Annotated in this window: 15 protein-coding genes; 13 read left to right on the top strand and 2 right to left on the bottom strand. The window is 59.9% G+C overall.

The window, feature by feature from the left end:
* Positions 1-66: 66 nt before the first annotated feature.
* From ACZRN6_RS10300 to ispD, 5 genes are all read left to right on the top strand, one after another.
* Positions 67-1,698 carry a CTP synthase gene (locus ACZRN6_RS10300; RefSeq protein ID WP_322143589.1) on the top strand — a complete coding sequence of 544 codons (1,632 nt, stop codon included), beginning with the start codon at positions 67-69 and terminating at the stop codon, positions 1,696-1,698.
* Positions 1,699-1,703: 5 nt separating this feature from the next.
* Entirely contained in the window at positions 1,704-2,549 is an 846-nt protein-coding gene (gene kdsA / locus ACZRN6_RS10295; RefSeq protein ID WP_464007887.1) for a 3-deoxy-8-phosphooctulonate synthase, read from the top strand.
* Between the two features lie 174 nt (positions 2,550-2,723).
* Positions 2,724-4,013: a phosphopyruvate hydratase gene (gene eno / locus ACZRN6_RS10290; protein WP_464007886.1), complete on the top strand. Its 1,290-nt coding sequence runs from the start codon at positions 2,724-2,726 to the stop codon at positions 4,011-4,013.
* Positions 4,014-4,184: 171 nt separating this feature from the next.
* Complete coding sequence (gene ftsB / locus ACZRN6_RS10285; RefSeq protein WP_003219292.1) at positions 4,185-4,463, top strand: cell division protein FtsB; 279 nt, start codon at positions 4,185-4,187, stop codon at positions 4,461-4,463.
* Positions 4,460-5,167 (top strand): 2-C-methyl-D-erythritol 4-phosphate cytidylyltransferase, encoded by a 708-nt coding sequence (gene ispD / locus ACZRN6_RS10280; protein WP_322143592.1) that lies wholly within the window; start codon positions 4,460-4,462, stop codon positions 5,165-5,167. Before ftsB ends, ispD begins: the two co-directional genes overlap by 4 nt.
* Before the next feature lie 9 nt (positions 5,168-5,176).
* On the opposite strand, the gene ACZRN6_RS10275 is transcribed toward ispD, so the two are convergent.
* Together ACZRN6_RS10275 and ACZRN6_RS10270 are read right to left on the bottom strand one after the other, a co-directional pair.
* Positions 5,177-8,218: a membrane-targeted effector domain-containing toxin gene (locus tag ACZRN6_RS10275; protein ID WP_464007885.1), complete on the bottom strand. Its 3,042-nt coding sequence runs from the start codon at positions 8,216-8,218 to the stop codon at positions 5,177-5,179.
* An 82-nt stretch (positions 8,219-8,300) separates the two neighbouring features.
* Positions 8,301-9,194: a LysR substrate-binding domain-containing protein gene (locus ACZRN6_RS10270; protein ID WP_322143594.1), complete on the bottom strand. Its 894-nt coding sequence runs from the start codon at positions 9,192-9,194 to the stop codon at positions 8,301-8,303.
* 109 nt (positions 9,195-9,303) lie between these two features.
* Here ACZRN6_RS10270 and ACZRN6_RS10265 point away from each other — a divergent pair, with 109 nt between their 5' ends.
* The 8 genes from ACZRN6_RS10265 (at position 9,304) to rpoS (ending at position 16,424) form a co-directional block, all read left to right on the top strand.
* Entirely contained in the window at positions 9,304-10,416 is a 1,113-nt protein-coding gene (locus ACZRN6_RS10265; protein WP_464007884.1) for an S-(hydroxymethyl)glutathione dehydrogenase/class III alcohol dehydrogenase, read from the top strand.
* An 8-nt stretch (positions 10,417-10,424) separates the two neighbouring features.
* Positions 10,425-11,270 carry an S-formylglutathione hydrolase gene (fghA, locus tag ACZRN6_RS10260; protein WP_464007883.1) on the top strand — a complete coding sequence of 282 codons (846 nt, stop codon included), beginning with the start codon at positions 10,425-10,427 and terminating at the stop codon, positions 11,268-11,270.
* Between the two features lie 54 nt (positions 11,271-11,324).
* On the top strand, positions 11,325-11,798 hold the full coding sequence (ispF, locus tag ACZRN6_RS10255) for a 2-C-methyl-D-erythritol 2,4-cyclodiphosphate synthase (protein ID WP_177087220.1): 474 nt from the start codon (positions 11,325-11,327) through the stop codon (positions 11,796-11,798).
* Positions 11,795-12,853 (top strand): tRNA pseudouridine(13) synthase TruD, encoded by a 1,059-nt coding sequence (gene truD / locus ACZRN6_RS10250; protein WP_464007882.1) that lies wholly within the window; start codon positions 11,795-11,797, stop codon positions 12,851-12,853. Before ispF ends, truD begins: the two co-directional genes overlap by 4 nt.
* Positions 12,841-13,590: a 5'/3'-nucleotidase SurE gene (surE, locus tag ACZRN6_RS10245; RefSeq protein ID WP_322143598.1), complete on the top strand. Its 750-nt coding sequence runs from the start codon at positions 12,841-12,843 to the stop codon at positions 13,588-13,590. The genes truD and surE overlap by 13 nt, the downstream gene beginning before the upstream one ends.
* 41 nt (positions 13,591-13,631) lie before the next feature.
* The gene (locus ACZRN6_RS10240) at positions 13,632-14,267 is read left to right on the top strand and encodes a protein-L-isoaspartate(D-aspartate) O-methyltransferase (protein ID WP_169865481.1); all 636 of its coding nucleotides are present in this window, start codon (positions 13,632-13,634) and stop codon (positions 14,265-14,267) included.
* Between the two features lie 210 nt (positions 14,268-14,477).
* The gene (locus tag ACZRN6_RS10235; protein WP_322143599.1) at positions 14,478-15,311 is read left to right on the top strand and encodes a peptidoglycan DD-metalloendopeptidase family protein; all 834 of its coding nucleotides are present in this window, start codon (positions 14,478-14,480) and stop codon (positions 15,309-15,311) included.
* A 108-nt stretch (positions 15,312-15,419) separates the two neighbouring features.
* Positions 15,420-16,424 carry an RNA polymerase sigma factor RpoS gene (rpoS, locus tag ACZRN6_RS10230; RefSeq protein ID WP_063032880.1) on the top strand — a complete coding sequence of 335 codons (1,005 nt, stop codon included), beginning with the start codon at positions 15,420-15,422 and terminating at the stop codon, positions 16,422-16,424.
* Positions 16,425-16,452 lie beyond the last annotated feature (28 nt).

Genomic DNA, 16,452 nt, shown 5'->3' with positions numbered 1-16,452 from the left:
GCTTCGGCCTTCCTTCGCTTTCCCCGGCGGCTCGGACCGCTTTAACGCAGACTTCTAGGGTTTTTCATGACGCGCTACATATTCGTCACGGGCGGTGTTGTTTCTTCATTGGGGAAAGGCATTGCCTCCGCTTCATTGGCGGCCATCCTGGAGGCGCGGGGACTTAAGGTCACCATGCTCAAGCTGGACCCGTACATCAACGTTGACCCGGGCACCATGAGCCCGTTCCAGCACGGTGAAGTGTTCGTCACCCACGACGGCGCCGAGACTGACCTGGACCTGGGCCACTACGAGCGGTTCATCCGCACGACCATGACCCAGAACAACAACTTCACCACCGGCCGTGTCTACGAGCACGTGCTGCGCAAGGAGCGCCGTGGTGACTACCTGGGTGCAACCATCCAGGTGATCCCGCACATCACCGACGAAATCAAGCGCCGCATCATCAAGGGTGCAGGCGATGCCGACGTGGCAATGGTCGAGATCGGTGGCACCGTAGGTGACATCGAATCCCAGCCGTTCCTCGAAGCCATTCGCCAGTTGCGTTTCGAAGTCGGCGCCAAGCGCGCGATGCTGATGCACCTGACTCTGGTGCCGTACATCGCCACCGCCGGCGAAACCAAAACCAAGCCTACCCAGCACTCGGTCAAGGAACTGCGTTCCATCGGCCTGCAGCCGGACGTGCTGGTTTGCCGCTCCGACCACGCGATCGACATCGCGTCGCGTCGCAAGATCGCCCAGTTCACCAACGTTGAAGAACGTGCGGTAATCGCCCTGGAAGACGCCGACACCATCTACAAGATCCCGGGCATCCTGCATTCCCAGGGGCTGGATGATTTTGTCGTCGAGCGTTTCGGCCTGCAGTGTGGCGGCGCCGATCTGTCCGAGTGGGAAGCTGTGGTCGACGCCAAGCTCAACCCTGAGCATGAAGTCACCATCGCCATGGTCGGCAAGTACATGGAACTGCTGGACGCCTACAAGTCGCTGATCGAAGCGATGAGCCACGCGGGCATCAGCAACCGTACCAAGGTCAACCTGCGTTATATCGACTCCGAAGACATCGAGAACCAGGGCACTGCGCTGCTGGAAGGCGTTGACGCCATCCTGGTTCCAGGCGGCTTCGGTCTGCGTGGCGTGGAAGGCAAGATCACGGCCGTCCAGTACGCTCGTGAGAACAAGGTGCCCTACCTGGGTATCTGCCTGGGCATGCAAGTGGCGGTCATCGAGTTCGCCCGTAACGTGATGGGCTGGAAGGATGCCAACTCCACCGAGTTCGATCGCACCAGCGGCCACCCGGTCGTGGGCCTGATCACCGAATGGGAAGATGCCACCGGCGCCGTCGAAACCCGTACCGAAACCTCCGACCTGGGCGGCACCATGCGCCTCGGCGCGCAGGATTGCCTGCTGGAGCCGGGTTCCCTGGTTCACGATTGCTACGGCAAGGACGTGATCGTCGAGCGTCACCGTCACCGCTACGAAGTGAACAACAACCTGCTGCCGAAAATCATCGAAGCCGGCCTGAAAATCTCCGGTCGTTCCGGTGATGGCGCGCTGGTTGAAGTGGTTGAAGCAGCGGATCATCCATGGTTCGTGGCTTGCCAGTTCCACCCGGAGTTCACCTCGACCCCGCGCGACGGTCACCCGTTGTTCAGCGGCTTCGTTAAAGCAGCACTGACGCAACATCAGAAGAAGGCGTAAACCTGATGGCCCAGAAGATCATTCGCGTAGGCGACATCGAGATTGCCAACGACAAGCCCATGGTGCTGTTCGGCGGCATGAACGTGCTGGAAAGCCGCGACATGGCGATGCAGGTCTGTGAAGAGTACGTGAAGGTGACCGAAAAGCTCGGTATCCCCTACGTGTTCAAGGCCAGCTTCGACAAGGCCAACCGTTCGTCCGTGACCTCTTATCGCGGCCCGGGCCTTGAAGAAGGCATGCGGATCTTCCAGGACATCAAGCAAGCCTTCGGCGTGCCGATCATCACCGACGTCCACGAGCCGGAACAAGCGGCCGTGGTCGCCGAGGTGTGCGACATCATCCAGTTGCCGGCCTTCCTGTCGCGCCAGACCGACCTTGTGGTCGCCATGGCCAAGACCGGCGCTGTGATCAATATCAAGAAAGCCCAGTTCCTCGCGCCCCAGGAAATGAAACACATCCTGAGCAAGTGTGTGGAGGCGGGTAACGACCAGTTGATCCTTTGCGAGCGTGGTTCGAGCTTCGGCTACAACAACCTCGTGGTGGACATGCTCGGTTTCGGCATCATGAAACAGTTCGAATACCCGGTGTTCTTCGACGTGACCCACGCGCTGCAAATGCCCGGTGGTCGCGCCGACTCCGCTGGCGGGCGCCGTGCCCAGGTACTGGACCTGGCCAAGGCCGGTATCAGCCAGTCACTGGCAGGCCTGTTCCTGGAAGCCCACCCAGACCCGGACAACGCCAAGTGCGACGGCCCGTGCGCCCTGCGCCTGGACAAGCTGGAGCCATTTTTGGCCCAGTTGAAGCAGTTGGACGAACTGGTCAAGAGTTTTCCTGGCGTCGAAACCGCGTAATATCGGCGAACCAATTTCTGTAGGAGCCGGCTTGCCGGCGATGGCGCCCTCAAGCCTTGCGGCGATGCAGCCGGCCTCATCGCCGGCAAGCCGACTCCTACAAAAAGCAATGTGACCCACAAGTTATATCGAGCGGTATAGAGCGTTTTCGTCAACTTTGGAGTGTTTACAACAATGGCAAAAATCGTCGACATCAAAGGTCGTGAAGTTCTCGACTCCCGTGGCAACCCTACCGTCGAAGCCGACGTGCTTCTCGATAACGGCATCATCGGTAGCGCCTGCGCGCCGTCCGGTGCTTCCACAGGTTCCCGCGAAGCGCTGGAACTGCGCGATGGCGACAAGAGCCGTTACCTGGGCAAGGGTGTACTCAAGGCGGTAGCCAACATCAATGGCCCGATCCGTGACCTGCTGCTGGGCAAGGACCCTGTTGACCAGAAAGCCCTTGATCACGCGATGATCAAGCTCGACGGTACCGAAAACAAAGGCAGCCTGGGCGCCAACGCTATCCTCGCCGTGTCGCTGGCTGCTGCCAAGGCCGCTGCACAGGACCAGGACCTGCCGCTGTACGCCCACATCGCCAACCTGAACGGCACCCCGGGTGTGTACTCGATGCCGGTGCCGATGATGAACATCATCAACGGCGGCGAGCACGCGGACAACAACGTCGACATCCAGGAATTCATGGTGCAGCCGGTTGGCGCCAAGACCTTCTCCGAAGGCCTGCGCATGGGCACCGAGATTTTCCATCACCTCAAGGCTGTACTGAAGGCCCGTGGCCTGAGCACAGCAGTGGGTGACGAAGGTGGTTTCGCGCCGAACCTGGCGTCCAACGAGGATGCACTGAAAGTCATCTCCGAAGCCGTGGCCAACGCTGGCTACAAGCTGGGCACCGACGTGACCCTGGCCCTGGACTGCGCGGCCAGCGAATTCTACGAAGACGGCAAGTACAACCTGTCCGGTGAAGGCCACGTATTCACCTCTGAAGGTTTTGCCGACTACCTCAAGGGCCTGACCGAGCGCTACCCGATCATCTCCGTTGAAGATGGCCTGGACGAGTCCGACTGGGCGGGCTGGAAAATCCTCACCGACAAGATCGGCGAGAAAATCCAACTGGTTGGCGACGACCTGTTCGTGACCAACACCAAGATCCTGAAAGAAGGCATCGACAAGAAGATCGCCAACTCGATCCTGATCAAGTTCAACCAGATCGGCACCCTGACCGAAACCCTGGAAGCCATCCAGATGGCCAAGGCTGCGGGCTACACTGCCGTGATCTCCCACCGCTCCGGCGAAACCGAAGATTCGACCATTGCCGACCTGGCCGTGGGCACTTCGGCTGGGCAGATCAAGACCGGTTCCCTGTGCCGCTCCGATCGCGTTTCCAAGTACAACCAATTGTTGCGTATCGAAGAGCAACTGGGCGCCAAAGCCAAATACAACGGTCGCAGCGAGTTTCGCGGCTGATTGTTAAATGGTAAAAGGTCAGCGGATTACGTCGGAAAAATCACGACAACGTGAATTTCGACGCTAATCTCATGACTAACAAGCACAAGCCTGGTTAATCCAGGCTTCGTGCTATCAGTTGCTTCAAAAGTTTTGCATGGCTGTCTTTTTTCACTGGATACCCGATATTCGATGCGCAGTCCCAATTGGTTGTTCCTCGTCTTGCTCTTGCTGCTGGCTGGCCTGCAGTACCGCCTATGGGTGGGGAATGGCAGCTTGGCGCAGGTCACCGAACTGACCCAGCAAATTGCCGCACAGCACGCCGAAAACGAGGTGTTGCTGGAGCGCAACCGTGTGCTCGACGCTGAAGTGCTTGAACTGAAAAAAGGCATGGAGACCGTTGAAGAACGGGCTCGCCATGAGTTGGGCATGGTCAAGGAGGGCGAGACCCTCTACCAGTTGGCCCAATGAGCATTTCCTCACCGGCCTTCTGGGCCGTGATTCCTGCCGCGGGCGTGGGTGCCCGTATGGCCGCGGACCGTCCCAAGCAATACTTGCAACTGGGCGGGCGCACTATTCTCGAACACAGCCTTGGCTGTTTCCTCGACCATCCAGGTCTCAAGGGACTGGTGGTCAGCGTTGCGATTGATGACCCTTACTGGCCGGCCCTGGCTTGTGCAACCGACCCGCGTATTGTGCGCGTGGACGGCGGCGATGAGCGATCCGGCTCGGTACTCAATGCCTTGCTTTACCTGCACGGCCAGGGCGCCAGCGACGACGACTGGGTGCTGGTGCACGATGCAGCCCGCCCAAACCTCAGCCGCGCGGACCTCGACAAGCTGCTCTTTGAACTGGCCGACGACGCCGTGGGTGGCCTGCTGGCAGTGCCGGCGCGGGACACCCTCAAGCGTGCCGACAAACACGGGCGCGTGCTGGAAACTGTCGATCGTGCTCCGATCTGGCAGGCCTATACCCCACAGATGTTCCGCCTGGGCGCCTTGCACCGCGCATTGGCCGACAGCCTGGTCTCGGACGTGGTGATCACCGACGAAGCGTCGGCCATGGAGTGGGCCGGGCACGCGCCGCGCCTGATCGAAGGCCGCAGCGACAATCTCAAGGTCACCCGCCCCGAAGACCTCGAATGGCTGCGACAGCGTCGGGCTTTTCAAGCCTGATTGCAGGCCTCAGTCGCTGACCTCCTCTAACCCCGGCTGGGCTTTCAGCGCCTCTACCAGGGCTGGCACGTTCGCGAACGGTTGTTTATCGACCGCCCAGCCCGGCGATGTAATGGAGACCATCGATCCCAACTGATTGACCGTGAAGGTCTGGAGGTCTCCTCGGCGTGCCCGGTAATGGACCCGCGCCGGCATGCCCTCGCTGGCAGCCGACAGCAGGAATTGTCCTGGTCGGGTCAGCCGGGTTTCCGGGGTCGTTGCTACTTGGCGGTGTGAGGGGCCGGGTTGTCCCGCCGCAATTCGTTGCAGCGTAGTGGGGTCTACCCGCAACACGAGATCGGCTTTGACGGTCGCCTCGCCTTTGCCAATACCCAGGCCCAACGTATCTCCCGGATCTACCTCAATCCCCAGGCGTTGCCCAGCCCTGGCATCTTTAACGCGCAGCCCGATGCTGCCAGTCAGCTCGGCAAGCCCCGGCGTTCCCCGGAAAGTATTGGTATGACTGTTGCCTACCAGTGCAATCCATTTCCCCGGGCGACGTTTAGTCGTCTGGACCCATTGAATTACCTCGGTGGCATAAAAATTCATCAATTGCTGGCGCAGGGTACCGTCGGCGTCGGCCATGCCCTTGACCATGTAACTGGCGGTGCAGTCGATGGGTTGGATTTTGATACCGGCGTCCCGGGCCTTAATGATGACGTTTTGAAACGAGTAATACGTATCTGTGAGTGGCGGGTAGATAGCCTTGAGGTAGTTTTTGAGCTCGTCGGACATTGGCGTGCCCTTGGACCTGTAGAACGCCTTCAACAAAGGTAAATGCACATCTGTCAGTAAATGCTCGAAGTAGAGGCGCTTGACGCCAATGCGGGCGAGCATGTGCATATTATCGATCAGGATCGCCTTGCTCGACAGGTCACCATGACTTTCGCCCAGGACCACGCCATCACTGACGCCGAACAGTTTTGAGATGATGCCGGATTGCGATTCGCTCAGGGTGAAGCTCGGCAGCGGCGGCCTTACCAGCGGCAAAGACGGCGAATCGAAGAATATTGCGGCGTCTTGCGCCAGTTTGTTTCTCTTTTCGAAGAACAGCTTGCGGGCGTCTCTAAGCAATTGCAGGCCTGCGCCAAAGGGTTCGTATTCTTCGTTAAATTTACTGCTGTCATGCAACATCCCGGCAAGCGTATCGCGCATCGAGGCCGGCATTTCGTAGCCGCTGAAAAAGGTCGTGTCGGTTGTGCCACCCAGCACCCGGTAGATTTTTTGCCAGGCATTACGAAACGGCGCGCCGCCACTCAACCCTGCCCGGCGCCATTTGAGGTCCGGGCCTTGGATGGCATACAGCCCGGTCGACTGGACACGTCGCGGGTCTACCGGGTCACTGATGAACAGTTCGAAAAGGCCACCGTCATTTGGCGCGGTGTAGGTCATGAAGGCATCGCCGTCGATCTTCACGATCTGCAACCCACTGGGGTGGTGAGCCGGCACCAGCGTGCGGCCCGGCGATTCGCCTGTGGTGGCCGCGGCTGGCAGTGCACTCGCACTGATCTGGCCATCGGTTTCCCGTACGGCTTTGCCCAGGCCGACCCGAATCTTGTTCAGTGTGGTGATGGCGGTGCCGATGCCGTGCAATACCACCGGCGAAGCATTCAGGGCGCCGAACGTAATACGTTCGCTGGCCTGCGGCTTGCCTTTGATCACGTCGTCGGCGCCTATGGCCATTTCAACTGAACCTGCGGTGATAAAGCAAAATTCTGCCAACAATGCCGTGCCCATCGCCAGGGCGATGGGGATCGCCAGCAAGCAAGCCTTTTCCAGGGCGTCGATGGTCTGCGCCTTGCGAATATCCAGGGGCGAGGTGATGGTGTTTGCCGCCATCTTTGAAATACGTGCGCGTATTTGCCGGGCCATATAGTCGAAGGGGTTGCCGCCCAGCGCCGGGTAACCGGGGTTGTTTATGTATTGCTCGGGGTCCCAATAGTTGTTGTGCAGCAAGCGGTTGAACAAACCGGCTGCCGGGGCGCTGTCAGGAAACAGGCTGATGCCTATCAGGGCCTCCTCCACGCCGCTGTAGATATACCCGGAATCGACGGTGTCCGGGTCGAAATAGGCCACCAAGGCTTTACGAAGCGTAGGGTCTTTGGCCGCGCCCGCCAGCCATTTCCTCATTGACGCCGGGTTATTGAAACCATGGAAAGGCGAAGAGTTACCCGGAATGTAGAGCAAGGTGATCTGGCTCTGCTTATCCGTGATGGTAAGGAGGGAGGTTGCTTCAGCGTTATGGATGCGTAGCAGCCGTAGATCAAGGTGGGTGTCAGGGCGGTAGGGTGCCTGCAAGTCCTCAAGGGTCAGGCTGCTCAGGTCCTTGTTGGCGGGCATGCCTGCCGCCCTGGCCGCCAGTTGCACCTCGTCCTGGGTCAGTGTCAGTTCTACGGCCTGGCTCAGGTATGCCTCGATGAACGCCGTTCGCATCAGCGTCTTGTAGTTTTCCAGGTGCATGCCCCAGAAAGCCTGTAACGCCTCGTCGTAGGCTGTATCGAAATGGCTGTTGCGGACAAAGTCGCGAAAGGTGGCGGGCACGATGTCTGATTGAGTACGGCGGTCGTACACCTGGGGATGGCTCTTGTGGTAAATCGCCTCATAGCGCATCGGCGGGATCCAGCCCGCGGCGATGAATTCTTCGTTGAACATGGCCGGGATGCGGTTATCCATCAGGCGCGGCAGCTCTTTGACCACGTTGAAGTACGGTGCGGTGGTGGAAAACCCGGTGGTATTGATTATCCCGCCGGCGGCGATGGGTGCGCTGCAGATCATCGCTTCGGTCAGGCTCATGGATTGGACGACCGCTGCGGTAAAGGGCGCGTGCGGATCGTCGGTGTTGTACTCAAGGGTGGTCAGCAGCAGTGCGTCGGGTTCCAGGGTTTCCTGGCTGAGGGGTTGGGCACTGTCGCGAATTAACCGGGCGGCCACTTCGGCTGGCACCGGGAAATCATTCAGGACCTTGCGGATAAAGTGGTTGATACGTTGAAGCTGTGCCGCGTTGGGGATCATCGGTATGCCTTCTGGCGCTGGGAGCAGCGCGTATTTGCAGGCAATACCGTACCGGGCAGGCGTTACTTATTGAGGCCGGCATTTACAGATAGACCGGGTTTTTGCCCAGGCCTTCCTTGAGGAAATCCACCAGCTTGCGCACTTTCGGTGACAGATGGCGTTGCTGCGGATACAGCGCCCACACCGCTGTATTCGGCGGCTGGTGAGCCTCGAGCAGCGAGACCAGGGCGCCACTGTGCAAGGATTCCAGCACGTAATAGTCGGGCAACTGGCAGAGCCCGGTGCCCTGCAACGCTGCATCCAGTACGGCTTGCCCACTGTTGCAGCGCCAGTTTCCCTGCACGCGCTGGGAGAACTCCCGCCCGTCCTGTTTGAGTTGCCAGATATCCGAGCTGCCAATCAGGCAGTTATGCCGGCTGAGTTCCGACAAGCTGTGGGGGCGGCCATACCGCTCAAGGTAGGCGGGCGAGGCGCACAGGTACATGCGCCTGGGCGCCAGTCGGCTGGCAACCATCCGCGAGTCGGCAAGGCGCCCCAGGCGAATGGCCAGGTCCAGGCCTTCGTGGACCAGGTCGAGTGGGCGGTTGGTCAGCTCGATGTCCACGCGCAGTTGTGGGTACAAGCCCATGAATCGCGTGACCAATGGGGCGATAAAGCGCTCACCATAGGCCACCGCGCAGGTCATGCGCAGCATGCCCTTGGGCTCGCTGGCGAGGTCGCCCACGGCGCGCAGGGCTTCCTCGCGGCCGTCCTGCAAGCGTTGGCAGTGTTGCAGAAACGTCTGGCCGGCCTCGGTGAGCGTCACGCGCCGGGTGCTGCGATACAGCAGGCGCGTTTGCAGTCGTTCTTCCAGCCGGGCGACCTGGCGGCTGATATGAGAGGACGACACCCCCAGGCGCTCTGCGGCTGCAGTGAATTGGCTGCACTCGGCCACGGCGACAAACTCGTCGATGCCTTCCCAGCGGTTTTCCAACATGGTGATTATCCCTGTACAGCAATAATGTTTTGCTTTCACCTGGATTATTAATCAGGTGGCCATGTTTTACACTGCCGGTCTTACGTTTTTAACCCGATGGAGAAACCGGATGATCAAGTCCCGCGCGGCCGTAGCCTTCGAAGCCAAGAAACCCCTCGAGATCGTTGAAGTGGATGTGGCCATGCCCAAGGCGGGCGAGGTGTTGCTGCGGGTGGTGGCGTCCGGTGTGTGCCATACCGACGCCTACACCTTGTCGGGCGCGGACCCGGAAGGCATCTTTCCGTCGATCCTGGGCCACGAAGGCGGCGCGGTGGTAGAAGCCATCGGCGAGGGCGTGACCTCGGTGGCGGTGGGCGACCACGTGATCCCGCTGTACACCCCGGAATGCGGCAAGTGCAAATTCTGCCTGTCGGGCAAGACCAACCTGTGTCAGGCCATTCGCGCCACTCAGGGCAAAGGCTTGATGCCCGACGGTACCTCGCGCTTCTCCTACAAAGGCCAGCCGATTTTCCACTACATGGGCACCTCGACTTTCTCCGAGTACACCGTGCTGCCGGAAATCTCCGTTGCCAAAATTCCTAAGGACGCGCCGCTGAAAAAGGTCTGCCTGCTGGGCTGTGGCGTCACCACCGGTATCGGTGCGGTGATCAACACGGCCAAGGTCAAGCCAGGCGACACCGTGGCCATCTTCGGCCTGGGCGGCATCGGCCTGTCAGCGGTGATCGGCGCGGTAAAAGCCAAGGCCGGCCGCATCATTGCCATCGACATCAACCCGGCCAAGTTTGAAATCGCCAAGCAATTGGGCGCCACCGACTGCATCAACCCGAAAGATTACGACCGCCCGATCCAGGACGTGATCGTCGATTTGACCGATGGTGGTGTCGACTTTTCCTTCGAGTGCATCGGCAATGTGCAACTGATGCGTGCCGCGCTGGAGTGCTGCCACAAGGGGTGGGGCGAGTCGGTGATCATCGGCGTGGCGGGTGCCGGCCAGGAAATTGCCACCCGTCCGTTCCAACTGGTGACCGGCCGCGTCTGGCGCGGTTCGGCGTTTGGTGGCGTGCGTGGCCGCAGCGAATTGCCAAGCTACGTGGAAATGGCCCAGACCGGCGAAATCCCGCTGGACACGTTCATCACCCACACCATGGGCCTGGAAGACATCAACAAAGCGTTTGAACTGATGCATGAAGGCAAGAGCATTCGTACCGTCATCCACTTCTGAGGTCGGCCATGAGTCTGGAAAACCTGTCGTGCCAGAAGAGCTTCGGTGGCTGGCATAAACGCTACAAGCATCATTCCGATGTGCTCGGTTGCGACATGACCTTTGCCGTTTACCTGCCGCCACAAGCGGAGCAGGGCGGCACGTTGCCGGTGCTGTACTGGCTGTCGGGGCTGACCTGCACCGACGAGAACTTCATGCAGAAGGCCGGCGCCCAGCGCATGGCCGCCGAGCTGGGGTTGATCATCGTCGCCCCGGACACCAGCCCTCGTGGGCCGGGTGTGCCGGGCGACCCGGACAATGCCTGGGATTTCGGCCTCGGTGCCGGTTTTTATCTGAATGCCACCCAGGAACCCTGGGCCCAGCACTATCGGATGCATGACTACGTGGTGCAGGAATTGCCGGCATTGGTCGAGGCGCATTTCCCGGCATCGGCCAAGCGCGGCATCAGCGGCCACTCCATGGGCGGTCATGGGGCGCTGGTGTGCGCCTTGCGCAACCCCGGGCGCTATCAGTCGGTGTCGGCGTTCTCGCCGATCAACAACCCGATGGATTGCCCGTGGGGCCAGAAGGCGTTCTCCCGTTACCTCGGGGAAGAGCGCTCCAAATGGCGCGAATGGGATGCCTGCGTGTTGATCAGCGAAGCCTCGGAAAAGCTGCCACTGCTGGTGGACCAGGGCGATCGCGACGATTTCCTCGCGGTGCAGCTCAAGCCTGAGGCCTTGCAACAAGCGGCCAAGGCGGCCAACCACCCGCTCAAGCTGCGACTGCAACCGGGCTATGACCACAGCTACTTCTTTATTGCCAGCTTCATCGAAGACCACTTACGCCATCACGCACGCGCTTTGCTCGGTTAATGTGAGGCAAAAGTAGGTAGAATCACGCCCTGAATTAAATCGGGGCGTTTTTTTATGCGTATTGGCCACGGCTACGATGTGCACCGTTTCGCCGAAGGCGATTTCATCACCCTGGGCGGTGTGCGAATCGCGCACCACCATGGGTTGCTGGCTCATTCCGACGGCGACGTAGTGCTGCATGCCTTGAGCGATGCCTTGCTCGGCGCCGCCGCGTTGGGCGACATCGGCAAGCACTTTCCGGACACCGACCCCACCTTCAAGGGCGCGGACAGCCGCGTGCTGCTGCGTCACGTGGTCGGTTTGATCCACGCCAAGGGCTGGAAGGTCGGCAATGTCGACAACACCATCGTTGCCCAGGCGCCCAAGATGGCCCCGCATATCGAATCGATGCGCGCGCTGATTGCCGCAGATCTTCAAGTTGAGTTGGATCAAGTGAACGTAAAAGCTACCACCACCGAAAAGCTCGGGTTTACCGGCCGCGAAGAGGGCATTGCGGTGCACGCCGTTGCCTTGTTGCTGCGCGCATGAATGATCTGCAATTGCTGGGCCCGCGTGCCTATGGCGAGGCCTTGGGCAGCGCTGTTCTGAAGGCTACCGCTGAAGATTTCCAGGTAGATGAAGTACTGGATATCCCGCTGACCGGCGAGGGTGAACACCTGTGGCTGTGGGTGGAAAAGCGCGGCCTGAATACCGAAGAAGCCGCGCGACGGATTGCCAAGGCGGCGGGCGTGCCGTTGCGCACCGTCAGCTACGCCGGGCTCAAGGACCGCCAGGCGCTGACCCGCCAGTGGTTCAGCGTGCAGTTGCCGGGCAAGGCTGATCCGGACCTGAGCGGGGCGGAAAACGACACCCTCAAGATCCTCAAGATCGCCCGCCACAAGCGCAAGCTGCAGCGCGGTGCCCATTCGGCCAATGGCTTTACCTTGCGCCTGACCCAGTTTGCCGGCGATGCCGCGGCCATCGACGCGCGCCTGCAACTGATCGCCAAACAAGGTATTCCCAACTATTTCGGCACCCAGCGTTTCGGTCATAACGGCGGCAACGTCGTCGATGCCCGTGACTGGGCTGCGCGCAAGGCCTTGCCGGAGCAGCGCAACGTGCGTTCGCGCCTGCTGTCGACGGCACGCAGCTTTCTGTTCAACAAAGTGCTGGCGGCGCGGGTAGCCGACGGTTCCTGGCAGCGCGCCCAGGTCGGCGATTTGCTGGCGTTTACCGACAGCCGCAGCTTTTTCCCGGCGGAGGAGGCTGAATGCAGCGACCCACGCCTGGCGATCCTCGACCTGCATCCCACCGGGCCGCAATGGGGCGAAGGCGATTCGCCTGCCACTGGCGCTACCCATGCGTTGGAGCGAGCGATTGCCGACGGTGAAGCCGACCTGCGCGATTGGCTGGTGAATGCCGGCATGAGCCAGGAACGTCGCATTCTTCGACTGCCCATTGGCGGGTTGACGTGGCATTATCCCGAGCCTGACATTCTGCAATTGGAATTCGTCCTGCCGGCTGGATGCTTCGCCACCGTATTGGTGCGCGAGCTTGTAGATCTGGTGCCGGTGGGGCAGACGGACAGCCCATGCGTATTCTGATATCTAACGACGACGGGGTCACCGCACCCGGCCTTGCCGCGCTTTATGCTGCGCTGGCGGATTACGCCGAGTGCGTGGTGGTTGCCCCGGACCAGGACAAAAGCGGCGCCAGCAGCTCGCTGACGCTCGACCGTCCTTTGCATGTACAGACGTTGCCCAACGGCTTTATCAGCGTGAACGGCACGCCGACCGACTGCGTGCACCTGGCGATCAACAGCCTGCTGGAGCGCGAGCCGGACCTGGTAGTTTCCGGGATCAACCTGGGCGCCAACCTGGGGGACGACGTGTTGTATTCCGGTACCGTGGCAGCAGCCCTTGAAGGGCGCTTCCTGGGTCGGACTTCGTTTGCCTTCTCGTTTGCTTCCCGTCAACTGGACAACCTGGCCACCGCGGCGTATTTCGCCCGCAAGCTGGTGGAAGCCCATGACACCCTGGTCTTGCCGCCGCGCACGGTGCTCAACGTCAATATTCCCAATCTGCCCCTGGATCATATTCGCGGCATCCAGCTGACCCGCCTCGGCCATCGCGCCCGTGCGGCAGCGCCGCTGAAGGTGGTCGACCCACGTGGCAGGGAAGGGTACTGGATTGCCGCTGCCGGCGATGCCGAGGACGGTGGCGAGGGCACGGACTTTCATGCGGTGATGCAAGGTTATGTCTCGATTACCCCGTTGCAACTTGATCGCACCTTCAGTGATGCCTTCAGTAGCCTCGATGGCTGGCTGGAGGGGCTGCGCTGATGGCTCGTGAACAAGACGACCTGCTGCGCCGGGGCATCGGGATGACCTCCCAGCGCACCCGCGAGCGATTGATCCAGCGCCTGTACGAAGAAGGGCTGTCCAACGCCCAGGTGCTGGAAGTCATCCGGCGTACCCCGCGGCATCTGTTTGTCGATGAGGCTCTGGCCCATCGCGCTTATGAAGACACTGCGTTGCCAATCGGCCACAACCAGACCATCTCCCAGCCTTATATGGTGGCGCGGATGAGTGAGCTGCTGCTGGCGGCGGGCCCGCTGGACAAGGTGCTGGAAATCGGTACCGGCTCCGGCTACCAGACGGCCGTGTTGTCACAGCTGGTGGAGCGGGTGTTCTCGGTCGAACGCATCAAGGTTCTGCAGGACCGGGCCAAGGAGCGCCTGGTGGAGTTGAACCTGCGCAACGTGGTGTTTCGCTGGGGCGATGGTTGGGAAGGCTGGCCGGCGCTGGCGCCGTACAACGGCATTATCGTCACTGCGGTGGCAACCGATGTGCCCCAGGCTTTGCTCGATCAACTGGCTCCCGGCGGGCGCCTGGTGATCCCGGTGGGCTCCGGCGAAGTGCAACAATTAATGTTGATTGTTCGCGAGGAAGAGGGCTTTTCCCGGCACGTGCTCGGCGCCGTGCGTTTCGTCCCGTTGCTTAATGGCCCGCTGGCCTGATCAATTATTCCTGCCTACTGAATTCTATTGCCGGGTATGTGTCTTACAGCGGGGTCTATTGAGTCAACATGATTGCTCGTGGGAATTAAACATGATGAAAATTTCTTTAGAATCGTGTTTCCAGTAAAAACCCAACGGCCAGTTATACTTGCGTCATATTTCAAGCCTGATACAGGCGTTCATAGTCAGCCACCACAAAGGGAGCGGCGGGTGAGTCTCACGGTCATTGCACAGCGTATGAGTCAAACAAGCTTTCAGCGACTGGTGATTGGCCTTGTCTTGAGTTCCTTGTTGGCGGCTTGTTCAAGCACGCCATCCGGTGCGCGGGTGGTTGACCGCAATAATGCGGTACCGCAAAAACCAACCGTTACCACCGGGCAATATGTCGTGCGCAAGGGCGATACGATGTTCTCGATCGCCTTCCGGTATGGGTGGGATTACAAGGCGCTGGCCGCCCGTAACAACATTCCCGTGCCGTATACGATACATCCGGGACAAACTATCCGTTTCGATGGGCGAACCGGTTCAGCACCGACCGCCGTTGTCACAAATACCGCCTCTTCGCCGTCGTCTTCGAGCAAAACCACAATCATTACCCGCCCTGCAGGCACCGCTGCGCCTAGCGTTGCGAGCAAACCTGCACCTGCTCCACTGCCTCCGGCAGGGCCGGCGCCGACTGGTTGGGGATGGCCCTCAAATGGCATCCTGATTGGAAAATTCTCTTCAAACGGTAGTTTGAATAAAGGCATTGATATCGCCGGGGATTTGGGACAGCCTGTTTTAGCTGCGTCTGATGGGACAGTGGTGTACGCCGGGAGTGGTTTACGGGGCTACGGCGAGCTGGTCATCATCAAACACAGCGATACCTACGTCAGTGCCTACGGTCACAACCGCAGGCTGTTGGTTCGGGAGGGGCAGCAGGTCAAAGTCGGACAGACAATTGCCGAAATGGGGTCAACTGGTACAGACCGGGTGAAACTGCACTTTGAGATTCGCCGCCAAGGGAAGCCTGTTGATCCGCTGCAATTCCTTCCCCGTCGTTGATGTGTTGTTACCAGCCTGTTCCCTCGCGTAGAAGGAACAGGCTCCAGCGTTGCCAAGGATAAAGGCGTCGCTTGAGCTTGAGGTCGAACTCACCAAAGGACTATAACAATGGCTCTCAGTAAAGAAGCGCCGGAGTTTGACATCGACGATGAGGTTCTCCTTATGGAGACCGGCATTGCTACGGAATCGATGTCGAATGAGGGACCTGCTGTACCTTCAGTTCGCACCAAATCCAAGAACTCCACCGCGTTAAAGCAACACAAATACATTGATTACACGCGGGCGCTCGACGCGACCCAGCTGTACCTCAATGAAATCGGCTTTTCCCCTCTGCTCACTCCCGAAGAAGAAGTCTTTTTTGCGCGCTTGTCGCAAAAAGGCGATCCGGCTGGGCGCAAGCGCATGATTGAAAGCAACCTGCGGCTGGTGGTGAAAATCGCCCGACGCTACGTCAATCGTGGGCTGTCCCTGTTGGACTTGATCGAGGAAGGCAATCTCGGCCTGATCCGGGCGGTGGAGAAGTTCGACCCTGAGCGGGGCTTCCGCTTTTCGACCTATGCCACCTGGTGGATTCGTCAGACCATCGAACGGGCGATCATGAATCAAACCCGCACAATCCGGTTGCCGATCCATGTGGTCAAGGAGCTCAACGTCTACCTGCGGGCGGCACGTGAGCTGACCCAAAAACTCGATCATGAACCTTCGCCTGAAGAAATCGCCAACCTGCTGGAGAAACCGGTGGGGGAGGTCAAGCGCATGCTCGGTCTCAATGAGCGGGTGTCTTCAGTCGATGTCTCGCTGGGTCCGGATTCGGATAAAACCCTGCTAGATACCCTGACTGATGATCGTCCTACGGACCCTTGTGAGTTGCTGCAGGACGACGATCTGTCGCAAAGCATCGACCAGTGGCTTTCCGAACTCACGGACAAACAACGTGAGGTGGTGATTCGCCGCTTCGGGCTGCGCGGCCACGAAAGCAGCACCCTGGAGGATGTTGGCCTGGAGATTGGCTTGACCCGGGAACGGGTGCGGCAGATCCAGGTAGAGGGTCTCAAGCGCTTGCGCGAGATCCTGGAGAAAAATGGCTTGTCGAGTGAGTCGTTGTTCCAATAACGGCCTGTAAGGCAGCTATGAAAACGCC

This window comes from Pseudomonas sp. A125 (assembly GCF_055409485.1).
Note: the sequence above shows the minus strand (reverse complement) of the source record. Positions and strands in the feature narration are given on the sequence as shown.

Coding starts and splice junctions, on each gene's coding strand:
- ACZRN6_RS10300 (WP_322143589.1), top strand. CDS start 67: ATGACGCGCTACATATTCGTCACGGGCGGTGTTGTTTCTTCATTGGGG.
- rpoS (WP_063032880.1), top strand. CDS start 15,420: ATGGCTCTCAGTAAAGAAGCGCCGGAGTTTGACATCGACGATGAGGTT.
- ACZRN6_RS10265 (WP_464007884.1), top strand. CDS start 9,304: ATGATCAAGTCCCGCGCGGCCGTAGCCTTCGAAGCCAAGAAACCCCTC.
- ftsB (WP_003219292.1), top strand. CDS start 4,185: ATGCGCAGTCCCAATTGGTTGTTCCTCGTCTTGCTCTTGCTGCTGGCT.
- kdsA (WP_464007887.1), top strand. CDS start 1,704: ATGGCCCAGAAGATCATTCGCGTAGGCGACATCGAGATTGCCAACGAC.
- ispF (WP_177087220.1), top strand. CDS start 11,325: ATGCGTATTGGCCACGGCTACGATGTGCACCGTTTCGCCGAAGGCGAT.
- ACZRN6_RS10270 (WP_322143594.1), bottom strand. CDS start 9,194: ATGTTGGAAAACCGCTGGGAAGGCATCGACGAGTTTGTCGCCGTGGCC.
- ispD (WP_322143592.1), top strand. CDS start 4,460: ATGAGCATTTCCTCACCGGCCTTCTGGGCCGTGATTCCTGCCGCGGGC.
- surE (WP_322143598.1), top strand. CDS start 12,841: ATGCGTATTCTGATATCTAACGACGACGGGGTCACCGCACCCGGCCTT.
- fghA (WP_464007883.1), top strand. CDS start 10,425: ATGAGTCTGGAAAACCTGTCGTGCCAGAAGAGCTTCGGTGGCTGGCAT.
- ACZRN6_RS10240 (WP_169865481.1), top strand. CDS start 13,632: ATGACCTCCCAGCGCACCCGCGAGCGATTGATCCAGCGCCTGTACGAA.
- truD (WP_464007882.1), top strand. CDS start 11,795: ATGAATGATCTGCAATTGCTGGGCCCGCGTGCCTATGGCGAGGCCTTG.
- eno (WP_464007886.1), top strand. CDS start 2,724: ATGGCAAAAATCGTCGACATCAAAGGTCGTGAAGTTCTCGACTCCCGT.
- ACZRN6_RS10275 (WP_464007885.1), bottom strand. CDS start 8,218: ATGATCCCCAACGCGGCACAGCTTCAACGTATCAACCACTTTATCCGC.